General features: G+C 27.4%; 21 protein-coding genes and 5 tRNA genes. 4 read left to right on the top strand and 22 right to left on the bottom strand.

The annotated features are described in order from the left end of the window. Positions 1-386: 386 nt before the first annotated feature. The 5 genes from GM111_RS01275 to recA form a co-directional block, all read right to left on the bottom strand. Complete coding sequence (locus GM111_RS01275; RefSeq protein ID WP_156299081.1) at positions 387-2,174, bottom strand: oligopeptide ABC transporter substrate-binding protein; 1,788 nt, start codon at positions 2,172-2,174, stop codon at positions 387-389. A gap of 82 nt (positions 2,175-2,256) precedes the next feature. Continuing rightward, positions 2,257-4,323: an ATP-dependent DNA helicase RecG gene (gene recG, locus GM111_RS01270; RefSeq protein WP_156299080.1), complete on the bottom strand. Its 2,067-nt coding sequence runs from the start codon at positions 4,321-4,323 to the stop codon at positions 2,257-2,259. Between the two features lie 10 nt (positions 4,324-4,333). After that, on the bottom strand, positions 4,334-4,915 hold the full coding sequence (gene rdgB, locus GM111_RS01265) for an RdgB/HAM1 family non-canonical purine NTP pyrophosphatase (protein WP_156299079.1): 582 nt from the start codon (positions 4,913-4,915) through the stop codon (positions 4,334-4,336). Beyond that, complete coding sequence (locus tag GM111_RS01260) at positions 4,912-5,478, bottom strand: regulatory protein RecX (protein ID WP_156299078.1); 567 nt, start codon at positions 5,476-5,478, stop codon at positions 4,912-4,914. The genes rdgB and GM111_RS01260 overlap by 4 nt, the downstream gene beginning before the upstream one ends. A gap of 3 nt (positions 5,479-5,481) precedes the next feature. Beyond that, positions 5,482-6,528, bottom strand: coding sequence for a recombinase RecA (gene recA, locus GM111_RS01255; RefSeq protein WP_156299077.1), 1,047 nt, complete (start codon positions 6,526-6,528; stop codon positions 5,482-5,484). Between the two features lie 252 nt (positions 6,529-6,780). Between recA and GM111_RS08145 the strand changes: the two genes are divergently transcribed. Continuing rightward, positions 6,781-7,161 (top strand): transposase zinc-binding domain-containing protein, encoded by a 381-nt coding sequence (locus GM111_RS08145; RefSeq protein ID WP_197034434.1) that lies wholly within the window; start codon positions 6,781-6,783, stop codon positions 7,159-7,161. A gap of 10 nt (positions 7,162-7,171) precedes the next feature. Then, positions 7,172-7,600: a transposase gene (locus tag GM111_RS08140; RefSeq protein WP_197034433.1), complete on the top strand. Its 429-nt coding sequence runs from the start codon at positions 7,172-7,174 to the stop codon at positions 7,598-7,600. A gap of 246 nt (positions 7,601-7,846) precedes the next feature. On the opposite strand, the gene GM111_RS01240 is transcribed toward GM111_RS08140, so the two are convergent. The 11 genes from GM111_RS01240 to GM111_RS01190 all read right to left on the bottom strand — a co-directional run bounded on the left by GM111_RS01240 (position 7,847) and on the right by GM111_RS01190 (position 14,323). Further along, positions 7,847-9,055, bottom strand: coding sequence for an OmpA family protein (locus tag GM111_RS01240; RefSeq protein WP_156299076.1), 1,209 nt, complete (start codon positions 9,053-9,055; stop codon positions 7,847-7,849). Positions 9,056-9,125: 70 nt separating this feature from the next. Beyond that, on the bottom strand, positions 9,126-11,765 hold the full coding sequence (locus GM111_RS01235) for a valine--tRNA ligase (RefSeq protein ID WP_156299075.1): 2,640 nt from the start codon (positions 11,763-11,765) through the stop codon (positions 9,126-9,128). Position 11,766: 1 nt separating this feature from the next. Then, entirely contained in the window at positions 11,767-12,180 is a 414-nt protein-coding gene (locus GM111_RS01230; RefSeq protein ID WP_156299074.1) for a hypothetical protein, read from the bottom strand. 103 nt (positions 12,181-12,283) lie between these two features. After that, positions 12,284-12,640: a YbaB/EbfC family nucleoid-associated protein gene (locus tag GM111_RS01225; protein ID WP_156299073.1), complete on the bottom strand. Its 357-nt coding sequence runs from the start codon at positions 12,638-12,640 to the stop codon at positions 12,284-12,286. Positions 12,641-12,664: 24 nt separating this feature from the next. Continuing rightward, positions 12,665-12,749 (bottom strand) — tRNA-Tyr (locus GM111_RS01220). A gap of 4 nt (positions 12,750-12,753) precedes the next feature. Next, a tRNA-Thr gene (locus tag GM111_RS01215) sits at positions 12,754-12,829 on the bottom strand. A gap of 28 nt (positions 12,830-12,857) precedes the next feature. Further along, positions 12,858-12,934: transfer RNA gene (locus GM111_RS01210), tRNA-Asp, on the bottom strand. A 5-nt stretch (positions 12,935-12,939) separates the two neighbouring features. Beyond that, positions 12,940-13,015: transfer RNA gene (locus GM111_RS01205), tRNA-Val, on the bottom strand. 19 nt (positions 13,016-13,034) lie between these two features. Further along, positions 13,035-13,109 (bottom strand) — tRNA-Glu (locus tag GM111_RS01200). Between the two features lie 132 nt (positions 13,110-13,241). Beyond that, the gene (locus GM111_RS01195) at positions 13,242-13,772 is read right to left on the bottom strand and encodes a chromate transporter (RefSeq protein ID WP_197034432.1); all 531 of its coding nucleotides are present in this window, start codon (positions 13,770-13,772) and stop codon (positions 13,242-13,244) included. Continuing rightward, a complete protein-coding gene (locus GM111_RS01190; protein ID WP_156299072.1) occupies positions 13,772-14,323 on the bottom strand; it encodes a chromate transporter in 552 nt (183 codons plus the stop codon). The genes GM111_RS01195 and GM111_RS01190 overlap by 1 nt, the downstream gene beginning before the upstream one ends. A gap of 91 nt (positions 14,324-14,414) precedes the next feature. Between GM111_RS01190 and GM111_RS01185 the strand changes: the two genes are divergently transcribed. Together GM111_RS01185 and GM111_RS01180 are read left to right on the top strand one after the other, a co-directional pair. Further along, complete coding sequence (locus GM111_RS01185) at positions 14,415-15,476, top strand: AEC family transporter (protein WP_156299071.1); 1,062 nt, start codon at positions 14,415-14,417, stop codon at positions 15,474-15,476. A gap of 17 nt (positions 15,477-15,493) precedes the next feature. Continuing rightward, a complete protein-coding gene (locus GM111_RS01180) occupies positions 15,494-16,486 on the top strand; it encodes a 2-hydroxyacid dehydrogenase (protein ID WP_156299070.1) in 993 nt (330 codons plus the stop codon). Positions 16,487-16,521: 35 nt separating this feature from the next. Here the strand turns inward: GM111_RS01180 and GM111_RS01175 are convergent, their stop codons facing one another. The 6 genes from GM111_RS01175 to GM111_RS01150 form a co-directional block, all read right to left on the bottom strand. After that, positions 16,522-17,112, bottom strand: a complete 591-nt coding sequence (locus tag GM111_RS01175; RefSeq protein WP_156299069.1) for a hypothetical protein — start codon at positions 17,110-17,112, stop codon at positions 16,522-16,524. Positions 17,113-17,228: 116 nt separating this feature from the next. Further along, the gene (locus tag GM111_RS01170) at positions 17,229-18,290 is read right to left on the bottom strand and encodes a DUF2974 domain-containing protein (RefSeq protein ID WP_156299068.1); all 1,062 of its coding nucleotides are present in this window, start codon (positions 18,288-18,290) and stop codon (positions 17,229-17,231) included. Beyond that, the gene (locus GM111_RS01165; protein WP_156299067.1) at positions 18,287-19,018 is read right to left on the bottom strand and encodes a Type 1 glutamine amidotransferase-like domain-containing protein; all 732 of its coding nucleotides are present in this window, start codon (positions 19,016-19,018) and stop codon (positions 18,287-18,289) included. The genes GM111_RS01170 and GM111_RS01165 overlap by 4 nt, the downstream gene beginning before the upstream one ends. A gap of 165 nt (positions 19,019-19,183) precedes the next feature. Further along, positions 19,184-20,032: a metal ABC transporter permease gene (locus GM111_RS01160; RefSeq protein ID WP_156299066.1), complete on the bottom strand. Its 849-nt coding sequence runs from the start codon at positions 20,030-20,032 to the stop codon at positions 19,184-19,186. Beyond that, the gene (locus tag GM111_RS01155; protein WP_408022628.1) at positions 20,029-20,937 is read right to left on the bottom strand and encodes a metal ABC transporter permease; all 909 of its coding nucleotides are present in this window, start codon (positions 20,935-20,937) and stop codon (positions 20,029-20,031) included. Before GM111_RS01155 ends, GM111_RS01160 begins: the two co-directional genes overlap by 4 nt. After that, on the bottom strand, positions 20,921-21,631 hold the full coding sequence (locus GM111_RS01150) for a metal ABC transporter ATP-binding protein (protein WP_156299064.1): 711 nt from the start codon (positions 21,629-21,631) through the stop codon (positions 20,921-20,923). Before GM111_RS01150 ends, GM111_RS01155 begins: the two co-directional genes overlap by 17 nt. Between the last annotated feature and the right edge of the window lie 11 nt (positions 21,632-21,642).

Below are 21,642 nucleotides of genomic sequence, written 5' to 3'. Positions count from 1 at the left end.
TTGACTTAGTATAACATCCTTTTAAACATTTAGCAAATATATATTATTTATTATACAAATATATTTAGTATATGTTTTAATTTTTATAGTAAATAAAACATTTTAGCTAGATTTTAGCACTTATTTCTTTACTTTTTTCTTAATTTTCTATTTTTATAACTTCATATATATATTTTTTTATATTTTAAAATTCCTTCTTTTTAATTTTTATATTCTATAGACATAACTACATTCCCTTTATATACTTTAATATTTAAAATCTTTTTACTCCCATATCAAAATTCTATTCTCTTATTATATATATAATTAAAAATTTTTTTATAATTATATAAAAAACATGTACTATATACCTATATTTAGTTTATAGTACATGTTTTGTTGTTTTATTATTTAGTTGCTTTTAAAGGCATAGAATCTACAACTTCAATTGGGAAAGTTGATCTTGCAGAATCTGTATATAAATTTTCTTGTTTAATGTTTTTGTTAATTGGTGTAACTTTATATCTGAACATTATAGGCACCTCTACAGCTTGTTCTACATAATATTTTTGCCATGCTTTATATGCATCTGCTTTATATGTAGGATCTGAGATTCCTTTAGGATCTGAAATTGCCGCTAATAATTTATCATTTTCTTCACTTACGAAACGAGTCATATTAAATTGAGCACTTCTTCCTTTAGAAGAAGCTGGATCTAATGAAGTTCCTACTCCCCATGCTGCCATATAAATGTCTATATCATCTTCATTAGCTTGTACTTTATCATAGAATAAATTAAAGTCTAATAATCTTCCAGTAGTTAATGTAACATTAACTCCTATTTCTTTCCAGTATTGTAAGAATGCTTGTGAAATTGGTTCAGCAACATCTGATCCAGCCATAGTTGCAAAATATAATTCTAAGTTTTTACCATCTTTATCTACAATTCCATCATTATTTGTATCTTCATATCCTGCTTCTTTTAATAATTCTTTTGCCTTTTCAGGGTTATATGGATATCCTTCTAATGAAGAATCATAATATTTTTTAAATATAGGTGGTGTTTGTCCATTTGCTCTTTGTCTTAACCCATTGTAATATGCTTGTGCAACTTCATCAATATTTAATGCATAAGATAATGCTTGTCTAACTTTTATGTCTTGTAATGGAGTTTCTCTATCCATAACGTTTTGATTTTTCTCTTGGTCAAAATGTCCTAAATTAAATCCTAAATATTGTAAATATAAGTCGGGTCTTCCTAATACTACTAAGTTATCTAATTCTTTATATTTTTCATAAGAATCTCCTGGTAAATCCCAGTATGTGAAGAAATCTCCATTTTTAATTGCTTCAACTGCTAATTGTGGCGTTAATGTTTTAACTATAACTTTTTCTAGAGTTGATTTTCCTAAATAGTAGTGTTCATTTGGAACTAATTCTACTGATTCTCCAGGAATTATATTTTTAATTACAAATTGTCCATTTGATAAAGGATGTTTTCTAATTTTATCAGATGATTCTAAATCTTTAACTGGTATTTCTGATAAGTAATGTTTAGGCATTAATTGAGAAACTCCACCTAATTGTCCTCCACCTGTAACTACTTTTGAACTAATTTCAGTTACATGTATTCTTAACTCTGTATCAGAAACTTTTTCTAAACCTGAAATTGTAGCAGCTTTTCCTTCATTATATTCTTTCATTCCTATAATCGAATAATGATCTTCTTGAGAAAATCTTACACCATTATAATCTGGATGTCCAATTACTTCATATGTATAAATTAAATCATCTACTCCCATTGGGTGTCCATCTGACCATTTTAATCCTTCTCTAAATTTAATAATAATTTCATTTTTTTCTGTATCTAATGATAATGTTGCCATTCCACCTTCAACGTTTAATAATTCAAAATCTTCATTTTTCCATATAATTTCTTCATTTGTTAATTGGATTATATTTCCATCTAAATTATCTTGATAATGTACTGGAGAAAATATTCCTTTAAATGGTGAAGATGTAACCATACCTATAGTATAAGTTGCTCCTTCTACTACTGCTGCATCATTTTTATATTCCATAGGGAAATTTAAATTAACTTCTTGAACTTTTTCTGATTTTGATTTCCTAGGTGTACATGATATTAACAATCCTAAAGATGCTAGTATCAATCCTGCTGATAATATTTTTTTCATTTTTGCCTCCTAAATTTTTGTTTTCACATTCTCAAATATTATAGCAAAAAAATCAATAAATATCAATATTTATCAATTTTTTTTATTTGACGTATATTTTTTCAACATCAGTTTTTAAATTTTCATCTCTTATTAATCCAAAATTATTATATAAATATTTATTTGTAAATTCTTTAGCTATTGATATTTCTTTAATGTTAGTAACTATATCCAGTAATTTAAGTTCTGATATCCCACTTTGTTTTAATCCAAATATTTCTCCTGTATCTCTTAACTTTAAATCTTCTTCAGCTATTTTAAATCCGTCCAAAGTACCTTCCATTACTTGTAATCTTTTTTGACTCACATCATTTTTTGTTTCAGAAATTAAGAAACAATATGAAGCATGTTCTCCTCTTCCTACTCTACCTCTTAATTGATGTAATGATGAAAGTCCAAATCTTTCTGAATTTAATATTACTATTATACTTGAATTAGGTACATTAACTCCCACTTCAACAACTGTTGTAGAAACTAATATATCTATTCTTCCTTTTTTAAATTCATTCATTATTTCATCTTTTTCTTTTGCTTTAATTTTTCCATGTAAAAGACCTACCTTATAGTTAGAGAATTTTTCACAATATTGTTCATATGTTTCTACTGCTGAAGAAATATTTAATTTATCACTCTGTTCAATTAAAGGAGAGACAACATATACTTGTCTTCCTTCTTTAATTTTCTTATCAATAAACTCATACATTGCTTTTTCTTCTTTAGAATTTTTTATCCATTTAGTTTTAATTGGTTTTCTTCCAAGTGGCATTGTAGTTAATACAGATACATCTAAATCTCCATAAATCGTTAATGCTAATGACCTTGGAATAGGTGTTGCACTCATTACTATTAAGTTAGAATATATTCCTTTATCTCTTATCTTATTTCTTTGATCAACACCAAATTTATGTTGTTCATCTATTATTATTAATCCAAGTTTATTGAACTTCAAATTATCTTCAAGCAATGAATGAGTTCCAATTAAAATATCAATTTTTCCATTTTCTACATCTTTATATAATTTTTCTTTTTTCTTTCCTTTTACTGAGCCAGTTAATAATCCTACATGGATATTTAATTTTTCAAACTCTTTAACAACTTCTAAATAATGTTGTGTTGCAAGTATTTCAGTAGGTGCCATAATTACACCTTGATAATTATTTTCTGCCATATATAGTAACAGTATTAAAGATATGATTGTCTTACCTGAACCTACATCTCCTTGAATTAATCTATTTATAACCTTACCATTATTTAATTCCTTATATATCTCTCCAATAATCTTTTTTTGATCTTTAGTTAATTCAAACTTTAGCCCTGAAATATATTGTTTTACTAAATCTTTATTATCATCTAAAAAATATAAATTAGAATTTTTCATATTTTCATTGTATCTATTCTTTAAAATTTTCATCTCAAGTATCAATGCCTCTTCATAGAGTATTCTTCTTTTAGCTTCTTCATACATATGATTATCTCTCGGAAAATGAATATTAACTATAGCTTTAGTTCTACTCATTAGCTTATTATCTAAAATATATTTTTGTGGTAAGTTCTCCTCAAAAAGAAACAAATATTTTCTAAGTGCTTCTTCAACAATTTTTTTCATATTCTTTTGATCTATTCCACTACTTAAAGGGTAAACCGAATCTAATTTATCTTCTTCGTTTAAAGCTACAGCTCTATTTCTATCGTTAATTTTTGTGTAGCTTGGATTTACAATTTGTAAACTTCTTCCTCTTCTAATTTTTCCTGTAATCCTTAATTCCATTCCTACCTCAAGTGCTCTAGAAATATATGGAGAATTAAACCAAACTAATTCAATTACACCTTCATCATCTGTAAATAATACTTTAGTCATTTTTCTTTTACTAAAAAAAGCATTAGATATTGTCAGTATTTTCCCTTCTATTATCGCATTTTCACCATCTATCAATGTTGATATTGGTTTAAACTTTGCCTTATTTTCATAAGTACGTGGAAAAAAATACACTAAGTCATAAAGACTGTGTATTCCTAACTTTTCTAGTGCTTTAATTTTAGTTTTTTTCTTATCACTTTTTAGAGTTTTTAAATCAAATTCCTCAAGCGAATCATATATTTTTGAATACATAATTTATCCTCTACATATTTTTGAAAAATTCTCTTAATTTTTGGAAAGCACGCCCTCTATGACTAACTGTATTTTTAAGTTCAATACCTGCTTCACCAAAATTCATTTTTAAATCTTTAGAATAGAATATTGGATCATATCCATGACCTAAATTCCCTTTTAATTCATAAGAAATACTCCCTTCAGTTTCTCCCCTAAATACATGTGTTTCTCCATTTGGAAAATAAAGTGTAATTACAGAAACAAATTTGGCATCTCTTGTACTATTTTTTTCATTTACTTTTTCTATCATTTTTTTACATCTATCATCATAACTATCATATTCAGTAAACCATCTAGCAGTATGTATACCTGGCTTTCCATCTAAAGCATCTATGCATAAACCAGAATCATCTGCCATTGCTGGTAATCCTGAAATTTCACTTACTGTTTTTGCTTTTATTAAAGAATTCTCCTCAAATGTAGAACCATCTTCAACTACTTCTCCTACATTAAATTCTTTTTCAGAGACTATTTCTATATTTAAATCTTTGAACATAGCTCTAAATTCTTCTAGTTTACCCTCATTTTTAGTTGCTAACACTATTTTCATTCATCCACCTCACAATTTAAACAACATAAAATACTTTGATATTCAAAACCTTTATTTATTAATTTCCTAAAAAGTTTTTGTCTATCTATACCTATATTCTTTGACATTATTTTTTTTATCTCATATTCTTGATTATCTTTTAAATCTATTGATTCAACTGCTTTATTAATATTTTCGAAATTAACACCTTTAGTTAATAGTTTAGATTTTAGCTTATTAACACCATATTTAGAGTTAATATTTATATATTTTTTTGCAAAAGATAAATCATCAAGCAAATTTAAACTTTGTAATACATCTACTACTTTTGATATATTATCATGATTTTCTTTAGAGTATTTTTCTTTTAGCTTTTGTTTTAATTCAAATATAGTTCTATCTTTTATAGAAATAAGATATATAGCTTTAGATTTCATAGATTCAAATATTATATCATTATAAATATCTGTAATATCCATATTGTTTTTTAATTTAAACATTGATTTAATATCTAAATTAATATCTATTACTTCTCCATCTTGCATATATATCTTATTTCTTATTATCTTATCTATTTTTTTCATTAACTATCTTTTTTTTGATCTTAAAAATTCTGGATCATTTAATTTAGCCATTACTTCTTCTTCTATTTTTGTAAATAGCTCTGGATTTTCAGCAAGTAAATTCTCAACATTTACTTTACCTTGTCCTAATTTTTCAGTTCCAAAGCTAAACCATGAACCACTCTTCTTACATATATCGAATTCTAAAGCTAAATCAAATACTTCTGTTATATGTGAAATACCTTTACCATATAAGATAGCAAATTTTGCCTCTTTATGTGGAGGTGCTACTTTGTTCTTAGTTATCTTAGCAATAGTTTCAGTACCTATTACTTCTTCACCTTGTTTAATAGATAAACCTTTTTTAATTTCCATTCTAACACTTGAGAAGAATTTTAAAGCTCTTCCTCCAGATGTAGTTGTCTGAACTCCTGGCGTAAATGAAAATCCTCCAATTTTCTCTCTTATTTGGTTAATAAATATCATTACAGTATCTGATTTAGAAATACTTGAAGTCAACTTTCTTAAAGCTTTAGACATAAGTCTTGCTTGAAGACCCATTTGTTGATCAGACATTTCTCCTTCAATTTCAGCTTTAGGAACTAATGCAGCAACTGAATCCACTACAACAACATCAACTGCACCACTTCTTACTAAAGTATCTGCAATATCTAAAGCTTGTTCCCCAGTATCAGGTTGTGATATTAATAATTCATCAACATCTACTCCTAATGCTTTTGCATATACTGGATCAAGTGCATGTTCAGCATCTATAAATGCAGCAAGACCACCATTTTTTTGTGCTTGTGCAATAATATGTAACGCAATAGTTGTTTTACCCGAAGATTCAGCACCATAAACTTCAATAATTCTTCCTCTTGGTACTCCACCTATACCTAAAGCTAAATCTATATTTATACTTCCAGTAGAAATAGCTTTAACGTCCATTTTCTTGTTTTCACCAAGTTTCATTATAGAACCTTCACCATATTCCTTAGTAATTTGGTCTAATGCAATTTTAAGTCCTTTAAGTTTATCTTCATTTACTGTAACATTTTCTTTTTTAGCCATGAGATACCCCCTTGTTTTAATAATTTATTAATTAATTATATCATTTTTAGTTTTTTATGTCAATATATTTTGTTACAAAAATATAACGACAAAGATAAAAAAAGGTGATTCGAGATTTTAAAAAATCCCTTAAATCACCTCTTTCTTTTCTGTATAATTTAATCACCAAACAAAACTAACAGAAAGGAGTGATAAACATGACATCTAAAATCAAATTCATCTAGATGTCATATCTGTAACTTTTAACATAAAATGAAACTTACTTGTAAATCTAGATTATGTAATTCTTGTGGTTATTATTACTATATTAAATGGACTAACTCCATCACTAATCAATTAATTAATATTCCTCATAGACATGTTCTTTTTACTATTCCTCAACAATTTAGAAAATTTATTGCTTATGATAAAACTATTCTTTCTAAATTAGCTGCTGATATTAATAATATTTTCAAATATCAATTCCATAATATTCATGATAAAAAGAAAAGAAAAATATATATACCTAAATCTAATAATAAATTCTTTACTGATTCTGATGTCATTTATATCGTTTCTCTTGGGGGATTAAACAAAAATTTTATCTTTAAAAAACTTAATTATTTTCATGTTAATTCTATTGCTAATCAATAATGCTTTAAATATGACTTCTAAAATGATTAAAGAAGATGTTAGATTCTTCTTTAATGTTGGTGATAATGATGTTAATAACACTAAAGGTATTATTAAATACCTTGGTAGATATTTAGCTAGAGTTCCTATTGCTGAGTATAAAATTGTTGATATTAATCTTAATAAAAATATTCTCACTTTTATGTTTAATGATTTAGCTAATAATAAAGAAATTACTTATAAAACTTTATCTATTCAAGATTTTGTTACTAAATTACTTTTTCATTTACCTTATAAACATTTTAAGATGATTAATAGATTTGGTTTCTATGCTAGAAGAAAATCTAGTAAGTTAAAGTTAGCTCTTACTTTATTTAAGTCTAAACTTAAAAAAGTTCCTTCTCTTTTTAGAAAGAACTTTAAATCTATTTGGGGCTTTGATCCTTTTATGCAGTATTAAGCTTGAAGTTTATGAACTTTTTGTTTCTTCTGCTATTGGACGACCTATTCATAAATTCTATAACCCTAATGGCCTATTATTTAAATAGGTATTTTTGTATTATTCAAATTTACTTATTAATTTTATTTTTTATAAACTGTAACTTTTTTTTACATTAATCAATAAAATTATATACATCTTATTAGAATTCTAATTTCCTATAGAATAATAAAGCAGGAAATAATTTCCTGCTTTAATTATTTAAATTTATTTTTGTTCTAAATATTGAATTTCTAATCCAGTTAAATTAATTTCAACACGTCTGTTTGGTAATAGACATTGTTTTAATTCATCTGTAGCTTTTGATCCTGGACAATTTACTTTAGGTTCTCTTTCACCTTTACTTGCAACAGTAATTGGAGTTGTTACACCTAATTCTTGTAAGTAAGCTCTAACAGTTTGAGCACGTCTTAATCCTAAAGCCATGTTATAGCTGTCGCTTCCTAATCTATCTGTATGTCCAATTAAATCAATTCTATCTAATCTTACATAATCAGTTCCTAATTTTTTAACTAAGTCAACGATTTCAGCTTTACCTGCAGGTAACATATCTTCTAATTTATATTTGTCAAATTTGAATAATGTATCTGCACTTAACTCTATTTTTTTAACTTTTGGTTCTACATAAACTGGAACTTTAACTTCTACGATTTTTTCTACAACCTTTTCTACAACCTTTTCAACAACTTTAACCTCTTCTACTGGTTTTTCTTGAACCATTGGTTTTTCTTGAACCATTGGTTTTTCTGGAACCATTGGTAATACAGGTTCTTCAGCCATAGGTTTATCTAATTGACCTAATCTTAATCCTGCAGTTAATCCAACTTTATTTATAACGCTTGAATTATTTACACTAAATAATTCTCCACCATTAGTTGGTTTAACCATTAAATGTGTTCTAGATGCTAATGCTTCTACAACAAATGGTCCGTATTCTCCATTTAATCCCACTGCATAGTATAATCCACCTGATCCTTTAGCATCAGTTTCTCCATGTTTTCTTACAAATCCATATCCTAATTTCCCAACTATTGCAAGAGGTGCATCTCCTGTTTCTAATTGTAATACATTAGCTTTAATTACAGCATAAACTGGTACATGGTGATATTTGTTAGCAGCGTCTTTTGCAACTATTGTTTTATCAACATCTGACCATTTTTGGAATCCATATCCTGCTGTTTTGTCAGAGAAATTATACTCTGCTCCTACCCCAACTTCAACTTTATATTGATTAATTGGGAATAATTCTGCATTTACTACAAATCCTCTTTCTAAATCGTTTGATTGATCATGAAAGAATTTATCAGTAATTGATTGTCTTCTGAATACATCGTATCCACCTTTAATTTGTAACTCAACTCCAGCAACAGCGTTTAATGAAGCTAAAGCAGTTAACATTAAAAATGCCTTTTTCATCTTATCCTCCTAAATTTTTCTTTTTATATATTTTCAATGATAGTATACAACATTTTTTTAAAAAAGTCCACTATTTTTTGTAAACATCAATATTATCAAGTAATTTTTTTAGTTTTCCTTCTAATTCTTCTTTTATTGCATTTTCCTTGTCAATAACGTTTTTAGGGGCTTTTGCAACAAATGCTTCATTAGATAACTTATTAAGCGTTCTATCAAGTTCTTTTTTTACTTTTTCAATTTCTCTATTTAATTTCTTAATTTCTTTATCAACATCAATTAATCCTTCTAGAGAAACATATACTTTAGTATTACCAACTACTCTAAATCCTGCCATTTTTGGTACTTCAGTTAATACTTTAATACTTTCAACATTAGCCAGTTTATCAAGTATCTTAGGATTATTAATTAATAATGCTTTTTCATTTTCATCTTCACTATCAATTATTATCTCTATTTTCTTAGCTGGTGATATATTGTTTTCTGCTCTAATATTTCTTATTGAAGATACTGTATCTTTTAAGTAATCAAACTCTTTAATAGCTTCCATATTTAGTAATCCTTTATCTTCTTCAGGATACTCAACCAACATTATAGTCTCTCCATATGTTTTAACTTTTTGCCAAATTTCTTCTGTAACAAATGGCATAAATGGATGTAATAATCTTAATCCATTATCAAGAACATGCCTTAATATCCATTGAGCAGTCTGTCTATCTGCATCATTTTCTTCAATTCCATAAATTCTAGTTTTAGCTATTTCTAAATACCAATCACAGAAATCATTTCTAAAGAATTCATATGCAATCTTAGCAGATGTATCAATATTATATTCTTCCATTTCCTTATTAATATTTCTTGCAGCTAATTGTAATTTAGAAAGTATCCATTGATCTTCTAATTTAAAGTCTAAATCAAGTACTGAAATATCTTCTTTAAATCCTTCTAAATTAGAAATTACAAATTTTGAAGCATTCCATATTTTATTAGCAAATGTAAGTCCCATTTCAAGCAATTTTTCTGAGAATAATATATCTTGACCTTGGCTAGTATTATACATGAAACTAAATCTTACAGCATCTGCTCCATATTTATCAATAATACCTAAAGTATCTGGTGCATTACCTAATGATTTAGACATTTTTCTACCTATTTCATCTCTAATTATTCCAGTAAAGTAAACTTCTTTAAATGGTATTTGATCTAAGAAATGTAAACTCATCATTATCATACGAGCAACCCAGAAGAAAATAATGTCATCTCCTGTAACTAGTAAATCTGTAGGGAAATATCTCTCTAAATCTCTAGTTTTTTCTGGCCAACCCATAGTTGAAAACGGCCAAAGTGCAGATGAGAACCATGTATCAAGTACATCAGTTTCTTCTCTTAATTCCATTTCTTTTCCATATCTTTCAACACATATTTTTTGCGCATCTTCAAGATTTTTTGCAACTATTAAATCATTATTTGGTGTATAGTAAGCAGGTATTCTGTGTCCCCACCAAATTTGTCTACTTATAGTCCAGTCTCTAATATTTTCAAGCCAGTTATAGTATCTTTTTTCCATTCTCTTAGGTGTTAATTTTATTTCACCATTTCTAACAACTTCTAATGCTCTTTTAGCTAGTGGTTCCATTCTAACAAACCATTGGTCAGAAATTCTTGGTTCTATAACTGTTTTACAACGATAACAATGTCCTACAGCATGATTATGTTTTTTAACTCCTACTAAAAGACCAGCTTCTTCTAAATCTTTTAATATAGCTTTTCTTGCTTCAAATCTATCCATACCTTGATATTTTCCACCAAGCTCATTGATTTTTGCATCTTTAGTAAATACATTCATGATTTCAAGACCAGTTCTTTTTGAAACTTCAAAGTCATTTGGATCATGAGCTGGAGTCATTTTAACTACTCCTGTACCAAATTCTTTATCTACATAGTTATCTGCAACTATAGGTATTTCTCTATTCATTAATGGTAATATTGCAGTTTTACCTATTAAATGCATATATCTTTCATCTTCTGGATTTACAGCAACCCCTGTATCTCCAAGCATAGTTTCAGGTCTTGTTGTAGCAACTACTAAATATCCTTCTTCATCTTTTAATGGATATCTAATTTCCCAAATGTTTCCTTCTTTATCTATATGATCTATCTCATCATCAGCTAAAGCTGTAGTACATCTAGGACACCAGTTAACCATGTATTCACCTTTATATATTAATCCTTGATTGTATAAAGTAACAAATACTTCTCTTACTGCTTCAGAAAGTCCTTCATCCATGGTGAATCTTTCTCTTTCCCAATCAACAGAGTTTCCTATTCTTCTTTGTTGCTTTGTTATGATTCCACCATGTTCTTCTTTCCATTCCCATACTCTTTTAATGAATTCTTCTCTTCCTAAATCTTCTTTTCTTAAATTATCTTTAGCAAGTTTTCTTTCAACAACGTTTTGAGTTGCGATACCAGCATGGTCAGTCCCTGTTTGCCATAAAGTATCATAACCTTTCATTCTCTTGTATCTTACAACAACATCTTGTATTGTATTATTAAGTACATGTCCCATATGTAAAACACCAGTAACATTTGGTGGTGGGATAACTATACTATAAGATGGTCTTGTCTCATCTTTAGATGGTTTAAAATATCCTTTTTCTTCCCATATTTTATACCATTTTTGTTCTATATCAAGTGGATTATATTTATCCATATTAATATTCCTCCTTAAACAGCTTCAATATATATTTGTATTTAACATCATATCCTTTTAACCATTGAACAGATTTAACAGCTTGTATCACCATAGAGCTTACAAATAAAAAGAACATGAAAGTCCATATCTTTTGAAACATCGCAGGATCTCCATTTTTTAATAATAAGTTTTTAGAAACCATCATTAAAACAAGATATACTAGCGTCATTGTAAATGCTTTATTTAAAATCTGTACAAGTATAAATTTGGTTCTCTTCGGAAGATTTGCTCTACTAAAATAAATTATATACGGACCAAAGAATGGTAAAACAAAAGAAATTAATAGTATTAATTTAGTTTTAAAAGACTCATTTTTATCTATAACTTCTTCTACTTTATCATTTTTTGGACTATTAATTTTACTTTTTCTCATATATTATCAATCCTCCTCTAGTAATATATTGTATCATAATTGATAATTCTTTACAAGAAAAAAGACTCGAGAAACTCGAGTCTAAATATTATACTTTTTTTATTTAAAATAATCCTGGAATGCTTACTCCACCAGTAACAACACTCATTTCTCTTTCAGCTAATTCTTCAGCTTTTTTCATTGCACCATTAACTGCAGATAATACTAAAGCTGATAATTCATCTGGATTTTTTTCTTCTGCTGCATCATTTATGATGTCTTGAGAAATTTTGATTTCTACTATGTCTTTTTGTCCATTTGCTTTAACAGTAACTAATCCTCCTGCAACTGTTTCTTCAACAAATAAATCTTTTAATCCTTCTTGAATTTGTAACATTCTTTCTTGCATAGCTTGTGCTTTTTTAATTATGTCTGATTGGCTACTTGCACCTGATTGTGCACCTTTTAATTTTCTAACCATCTTTCCTCCTAAAATATAAAAAAATGGTGGCGAGAGAAGGATTCGAACCTTCGAAGGCTGAGCCGGCAGATTTACAGTCTGCTCCCTTTGGCCACTCGGGTATCTCGCCACGATGGTGCCGCTTATCGGATTCGAACCAATCACCTGCTGATTACAAGTCAGCTGCTCTACCTAATGAGCTAAAGCGGCAAATATATAAATTGTTTTCAAAAAAAAATGGCGGAAGTGACGAGACTCGAACTCGCGACATCTTGCGTGACAGGCAAGCACTCTAACCAACTGAGCTACACCTCCATAAATGGTGGTCACAACTGGGCTCGAACCAGTGACCCCCTGCTTGTAAGGCAGGTGCTCTCCCAACTGAGCTATGCGACCATTTATAACTAAACTAATTTGGTAGGCCCTAGGAGAATCGAACTCCTGTTTTTAGGATGAAAACCTAATGTCCTGACCACTAGACGAAGGGCCCAAATCGTTTTAGTTTTTCCTTGTCATCTACTGACAAGGATTATAATACCATAACCAAAAAAATAAGTCAAGTGTTTTTTGAAAATTTTTTTTATTTTTTTAAAATTTACGATTTTACTAGTTTTTGAACTTTCTATAAGAACAATGAAATTATTGCACAAACAATAATTATATTCCTCATTTTTATTTTTAATTTTATCAGTATTATTGATATTACAAAACAAATTAGGGAAATATACTCAACTTTAAAAGAAATAGTCCAATCTATAAACATACTTTTTTTCAATATATTTAATGTAGCAATAAAAATTAGGGAAATAGTTGCTGGCTTAATCCCATCTATCATTTTCATCATCATTTTATTTTCTAATCCTATATAGTTTATAAAAATTGTAAGTAATATAATTTGAGGACTTACTACTCCCACAGTTGCAATAATTGAACCTAATATACCTTTATTAGTCATCCCAATAAATGTTGCAGCATTAATTGCTATAGGTCCAGGTGTAACTTGAGATATCGAAATAATATCTATTAAAGTAGCACTAGTTAACCACGAATATTTTTTTACAATAAACTCTTCTATTAAGGGTAAAATTACATATCCTCCACCAAAAGCAAACATTCCTATTTTAAAGAAAGCCAAATATAATTTAAACAACATTATATTTCACCTCTATTCTTCCACAAACCAAGAAATGCACATATTATTAATATATATACTAACTCTAATTTAAATATTAAAGATAATATTAACACTAATATATTAATACTTACATAAAAAACTTTTTTCTTTGTATTTAATTGTTTAACAAACATGTTATATAAAGTATAAAACAACATTGCAATAATAGCTCCACTAATACCTTTCAACGCCTTTTGTATATATATTTTTTCTATAACTTTACTATAACTAAACGCAATTAAAGATATCACTATTATACATGGTAATATAGAAGCTGCAACAGCTACAATTGCACCTAAAAAACCTTTAGTGTAATAACCTACTAAAAATGAAGTTGATATTGTCATTACTCCCGGTATAGATTGTGCAAGTGTTACTATTTTAATCATTTCTTCTTCAGTAATCGCATTATTTTTTTCAACAAACTCATCTTTTATTATCGGTATAATCGTATATCCTCCTCCAAATGTTATGGAATTAATAATAAATAGACTTGTGAATAATTTTAAAAAACTAATTTTCTTTTCCATCTTATCACCTATAACATTATACCATTTCTACTTGATTTTTACAATTTATTATGATAAAATAAATCTTTAAAACAAAACTTGGAGGTAAAAAATGTTATTAGAAAACTTAAAGGTAGTCTTAAACGATAAATTTTTATCAGCTATCTTTTCAACAATTTTTATAATACTTTTAGGGTATTATTTAAGAAAAAAACAAATAGTAAATGAACATGCTTCAAAAGTATTAAGTTCAATTTTACTAAGTGCTGCATTACCTGCATTAGCTTTCAAAGCTTTCTTAGCAGATATCAGCGAGAAAACTTATACTACAGGAATTAATGTGTTAGTATTTGGTTTTGTAGCATATATTTTATTAATCTTAATTGGTAAAGCATTATATGCAAACAAAAAAGGAGATTTAAAAGATGCTTTAGTTGTATTAACAGCTTTTGGATCTACTACTTTCTTTGGGATCCCTATAATTAATGGATTATTTGGTAACGAAGGAACTCTTTATGCTAATGTATTCAATATAGCTTATAGAGTATTTCTTTATTCTTACGCTCTAATAGTTATGAGTGGCGCAAAATTTGATAAGAAAAACTTAAAACAAATTTTTGCTAACCCTATCATAATTGCAACTTTTTTAGGATTATTTTTATGGATATTCCAATCAGCAATGCCACAAACAAGCATCATGGTTAAAGATGCAAAAACTGGAGAAATGATTGCAAAAAGTATTTCTATTTTTAGAATAGACAAAACTTTACCTTGGTTATTCAATGGTATAAATTATTTAGCTACATTATCATCACCACTTGCATGGCTTGCAATAGGTATGACTTTAGCTCAAATATCATTAAAAGAAGCATTAAAAGAAAAATTAACATTAGTTTATGCATTTAACAAATTATTATTAATACCTGCATTATTCTTTGTAATTTTAGTAGTATTAAACAAATTTGGAATCACATTTACTTATGAAGCTATTGCAGCTATTATTATAATGCTTGCAACACCACCTGCTACAGTAGCCGTTGCTTATGCAATTAAATTTGAAAAAGAAGCAGTGCTTTCATCTAATATTTCATTAGTAAATACAGTATTTGCAATTTTCGCAATAATCTTATGGATATTAATTCTTGCAGCTACACACGCAGCTGGGATAATATAATAGAAAGAAGGAATTAAATGAAAGTTTTATGTTATGGTGTAAGAGACGTTGAAGAAAAGTTCTTCCATGAATTAAATGAAAAATTTAATTTTGAAATTACATGTATACCTGAATATCTTAATACTAAAGAAACTGCTGAAATGGCTAAAGGTTATGATGCAGTAATCTTAAGAGGTAATTGTTGGGCGAACAAAGAAAATCTTGATATTTATAAAGAGTGTGGTGTTAAATATGTTTTAACTAGAACAGTTGGAGTTAACCACATAGATATCAATTATGCTAAAGAATTAGGAATGCAAATGGCTTATGTTCCATTTTATTCTCCTAATGCTATAGCTGAACTTGCAGTTACTCTTGCAATGATGTTATTAAGAAACACTGCATTAATGACTTCAAACTGTGGTAATAAAGATTTCAGAGTAACATCAAGTATGTTCTCTAGAGAAATCAGAAACTGTACAGTAGGAATAATAGGTCTTGGTAAAATAGGATTTACAGCAGCTAAATTATTCAAAGGTTTAGGAGCAAATGTATTAGGATTTGACGTATTTAAAAAAGAAGATATAGAAGATACAGTAACTCAAGTAGATTTAGAAACTTTAATTAAAGAAAGCGATATAATCTCATTACATGTTCCATTTATTAAAGAAAATGGAAAACTTGTAACTAAAGAATTCGTAGAAAAAATGAAAAATAATTCTATCTTAATTAATACTGGACGTGGTGAAACTATGTCTACTCAAGCCATCATAGACGGTATTAAATCAGGTAAACTTGCTGGAGCAGGTATAGATACTTTAGAAAATGAATCTGAATTATTCTTTAAAGACTTTACAGGAAAAACTATTCCAAACGAACTATTTGAAGAATTAACAAATCTTTATCCAAAAGTATTATTAACTCCTCATTTAGGTTCATTCACTGATGAAGCAGTAACTAATATGATAGAAACAACTTATGAAAATTTACAAGAATTCATTACAACAGGAGATTGTAAGAATAAATTATAACCAAAAAGGAGCCAATTGGCTCCTTTTTAACTTTTTTATTTTATTTGACATAATTTTGTATTAAATTTTAATTCTACTAATCCAGGTATCAAATCTTGTTTATTTCCATATTTCATAGTTGGTATAAATAATACAGAAAATTTATCATTTTTTTCTCTATATAAATTTTTTGATTGACCTTGTTTAACTTCATAATCAACGTTTGCAATTTCAATTAATCCCTTATCCAATTTAGGATATATATGAGAGTGTAAATAACCTCCATAAGAATGATAGAAAGTATTTTTTTCTGGTGCTTCCTTAGGCGAAATATAATTAACATCTATCATTAAAACATTAGTTTTAACAGTTAAAGTACCATCATCATTTTTTATAATTTCAAAATTATTGTTTTCACCAATATAGCCAGTAGATGTTTCTTCCAAGAAAATTCTACCATACTTTTTAATATATGCAAGATCCTTTCCATTTGATTTTCCTAACACCATTTCTAATGGTAAATTTTCACTATTGTTACATGTAGCATATGTAACTGATTTTTCAAATTTAGGTGCTTCATATTTATGTCCGCTAGCAAAACTTGTTAATGTAAGCCCTAAAGAAAATAATAAAAAAGCTTTTTTCATAAGCATCAACTCTTTCTAAGATCTAATTTACCTTAATTCTAACATTTTAATTGAAATTTGTAAACTAATAAATAATATTTTATCATAAATAATTTACTAAAAATAACACTATATTATTACTTTTTAAACATTTCCTTCTTATACTCTTCATAAATTATACCTAATGTTTTAAATAACATATCTCTTAATACAGGTTCTTTTATAGTTTTAAGTAATACTTGACCTGTAGATTGCCAACTTGTAACTATTTCTTTCATATTTAGATTTATCCCTGAAATAGATGTAAATAATAAATCTACAAATTCTTTTCTTTGCTCTTCTTCAACAGTTTCAAGCCAACTTGTAACACTCTTACTTAATACCTTACTATCTACTGTTAAATTCTTTTCATAAATAAAGTCTTTACCTAAAATATTCCAAGAATATACATCATGTTGCATAATTAATTTTTGAGAACTTCCAACTATTTTAACCTTTTCCTTTCTTTCTAAAAATAAGCCAACTACTGATGCTTTAGGTATATATGTCTCTATTTTAGAAAGTATCATTTCATATCTTTGATCTTCTAATATTTCATTATTAAATCCAGGTCCATCAAAATTATATATTCTTAAAATCCTCTTCTTATATTCATCTTCTATAAATATAGATGAATATATTGCAAGATTACCACCTTTAGAATGTCCTCCTATTATTACTTTATCATCATATTTTTCAAGTACTTTCTTTAAATAACTCACAGATTCAATTTGAGCTGGAACTTTATTTGTAAAACTCATATTAAAATCCTCTTTCCATCCTACTACAGTATCATCTGTCCCTCTAAATGATACATATCTAACATTATCAGGCAAGGTTATTACCATAGCTGAAAACTGCTTTTCTTCATCATTATCAACATTATTTACATAATCACTTAATATTAAATTTGAATATCTTTTAGATTTTATAAGAGCCTTAGCTAAATCTATATCATATGGCCATATAGTTCTTTGTTCTCTATCTTCTGATTCTAAAAATTCATTCATAGCTTCTTTCAATACTTTAGTTTCATTCTTTTTAATTATTCCTTCAAAATATATATATGAAACTCTTGCTAAAATTAATGCATCTATTTTATTAAATTTATCTGACTTAAATTCTAAATCTCCCCTCCATTTTAAATATTCTAATATCATAATTCCCCTTTCACTAAATATTCTTCATCTAAATTACAAATCTTCTTTAAATTCCCATCAGATAAAATATATGCCTCACCTCTAATAACTTCACCTTTATTTCTAATTCCTAATACATAGCTTCCATCATCAAGACAATAAAAAATTTTACCCATACTATCACTTTTAGCAATATCCTCTATCATTTTATATCCATCTACTTTCTCTTCTTTTAAAAATTGAAAATGTGGTAATATTTGTACATCTGTTATTCCTAATCCTACAAGATTTCTATCATATTTCTTATCTATAACTTCCCCATCATGTTCAGGTATTGAATATACTTTAGTTGCACTATTCATACTCCCTGCACTACAACTCATTAATACACCTTCATACTTATCTATATACAATTTTAAACTAATATCATGGAAAAACTTATTTTGAGTAGGAACATGTCCTCCAGCTAAAAATATTAAATCTGCTCCAAGAACTAACTCTTCTACCTTTTCTTTATTTCTATTATCTAAAATATTAAATACATTTACTCTTATTCCTTCAATTTCTAATGCATTTTTTAATTCACCAGCATATTTTTCAGTCATCTCTATATTTTCAGGATTATTTGCAACAAAAAGAAATGAACATGGATTTTTTAAATTAGATTTAAGATCATCAATAAATCCGTTTTCTTTTATTAATAACCTATCCTCAAAATTTATAGCAGCACTTGTTAAATAATATCTCATAAATCAACCTCCTTTTAGATAAATATATCATATTTAATAAATATATACAAATAAAATTAATTTTATAATTTTTAAAAAAATGTTAATATTATAATAATAATTCATATCTTTTTTATTCTTATCTAAAATTTAATTCCAAATAGAAAAAATCCTCTTTCGAGGATTTTACATCAAATATTTATTAGTAATTTTTCTAAACATAAATATTATTAAGAATACTATTCCTATTACTACTGCTATCATACCTGCTATAGAAACATCTAAATATATAGCACTATAATATCCAACAATAGAAGAAAATACTCCTATTATTATACTAATTACTATCATTGTTTTAATACTTTTTGAAATTAAATATGCTGCAACTGGCGGTCCTATCATAAATGAAATTAAAAGCATCGCTCCTACTGACTCAAATGCTATTACTGATGTCGTAGATACTAAAGTCATTAAGATATAATGAACTAAAGTAGGATATAGCCCTAAAGAAAACGCTAAAGCCCTGTCAAAAGTAGATATTTTTAATTCTTTAAAAAATAGAACTACAAACGATATATTAATAATACTGATAACTAGACCATAAACTATACCTTTAGATATAGTTAGGCCGAATATATCCATAGTATAAAAAGGAGCAAAAGCAATCTCTCCTAATAAAACTGCATCTATATCTAAATGTATATTAGCTGTATATTTTGATATTAACAAAACAGCTATAGAAAACAAGAAAGACAGTACAACTCCTATGGCTGCATCTTCCTTCACTAATCTAGAACTAGTTATCAATTCAACTAAATATACCGTAACTAATCCAATTAAAGATGCTCCAATTATAAGTAATGGAGAATCTAATTTTTTTACTATAAAAAATGAAATTACTATACCTAATAATATAGTATGACTTATCGCATCTGTAAGCATACTCATATTTTTAAGAACTAAGAATACTCCTAGAACTGAACAAGAAATTGCTGTTAATATTGCTACTGTAAGTATTATAAAACTTGAACTCATCTTGCCCACTTCCTTTTTAATTCTCTTTTCTTGTTATATCTTCTAATATATGCATAAAGTAAGCCTTTTTTAACAGAAAAAAGCATACTAAAAATTACAAATAATGATAATACTACTACTATTACTGGTCCTGTTGGTAAAGTAGTATTTAAACTTGATGTAACACTACCTATAAATCCAGAAATTGAACCAAAAAATGAAGCTAGTATTACCACTACACTTAATTTATTACTCCATTGTTTTGCCGCAACTACAGGAGATACCATCATCGCAGTCATAAGTACTACTCCTGCTATCTGTATTCCTATAATTACATTTATTACTATCATTACTGAAATTAACAATCTATATCTATCACTATTTATACCAATAGTTTTAGCATAATCTCTATCAAAAATACTTATTTTTATTTCTTTCCAAAAAAATATAACTATAATTAATAATATTATTCCAACAACACTAATTAAATATATATCTTTTACCACTAATGTTGATGCTTGACCAAATATGAAATTACTTAACCCTGCTTTTTTAGCCCCAGGGACTCTTTTTAAAAAAGTTAATAATACTAGTCCTAATCCAAAAAAAGTTGATAAAATTAGTGCAATTGCACTATCAAACTTCACTTTAGAATTAGTCCCTATATAATGTATAAGAAAAACACAAATTAACCCTACTATTAAAGCTCCTATTAATAGTATTGGTAATTCTTTTTCCCCAGTTAATAAAAATGCAATACAAATACCTGCAAGTGATGAATGTGCAACTCCATCTCCTAATAAGCTTTCTTTTTTTAATACAGCAAAAGATCCAATAATTGCACTTATCATTCCAAGTAAACTACATCCTATAGCAACAACTTTAAAAGTATAACTATTAAATAATACGTCAAACATTTCTACTATATGTTCTTTCTATATTTTCTTTTTTAAATACATCTTTTACTTTTCCTGTTGTAATTATAGTTTTATTTATAAAGGTTACACTATCAAAATATTCCTCAACAGTTTGTAAATCGTGGTGAACCACTACTACAGTTTTCCCTTTATCTTTTAACTCTTTCAATATATTTACTATCGATCTTTCAGTTACTGCATCCACACCCTGAAATGGCTCATCCATTAAATAAATATCTGCATTTTGAACTAAAGCCCTTGCAAGAAATGCTCTTTGCTGTTGACCACCTGATAATTCAGAAATTTGTCTATCTTTAAATTCAGTCATTTCAACTTGTTTTATTGCATTATTAACTTTTTCTATTTCTTCTTTTGGTATTTTTTTTAAAAAACCAACTCTTCCATAACAACCCATCATTACTACATCAAATAAGGTAGTGGGGAAGTCCCAATCGACACTTCCCCTCTGTGGTACATAAGTTATTTTTTTCTTTTCATACTTATAGTCATTTCCATTTATTTTAATACTACCTACTATAGGTTTGATGAATTGAAGAATAGCCTTAATTAAAGTAGATTTTCCTGCACCATTAGGACCTACTAGAGCCATCAAATCCCCTTCATATATATCAAGATTAACATTTTCTAGTACAGGTTCTAAATCATAAGCGACCACTAAATCTTTAATTTCTATCGCCTTCATTCTTCTCTCCT

It is taken from the genome of Streptobacillus canis, assembly GCF_009733925.1.
GTDB lineage: Bacteria > Fusobacteriota > Fusobacteriia > Fusobacteriales > Leptotrichiaceae > Streptobacillus > Streptobacillus canis.
This window is presented reverse-complemented; position numbering and strand designations above follow the sequence as displayed.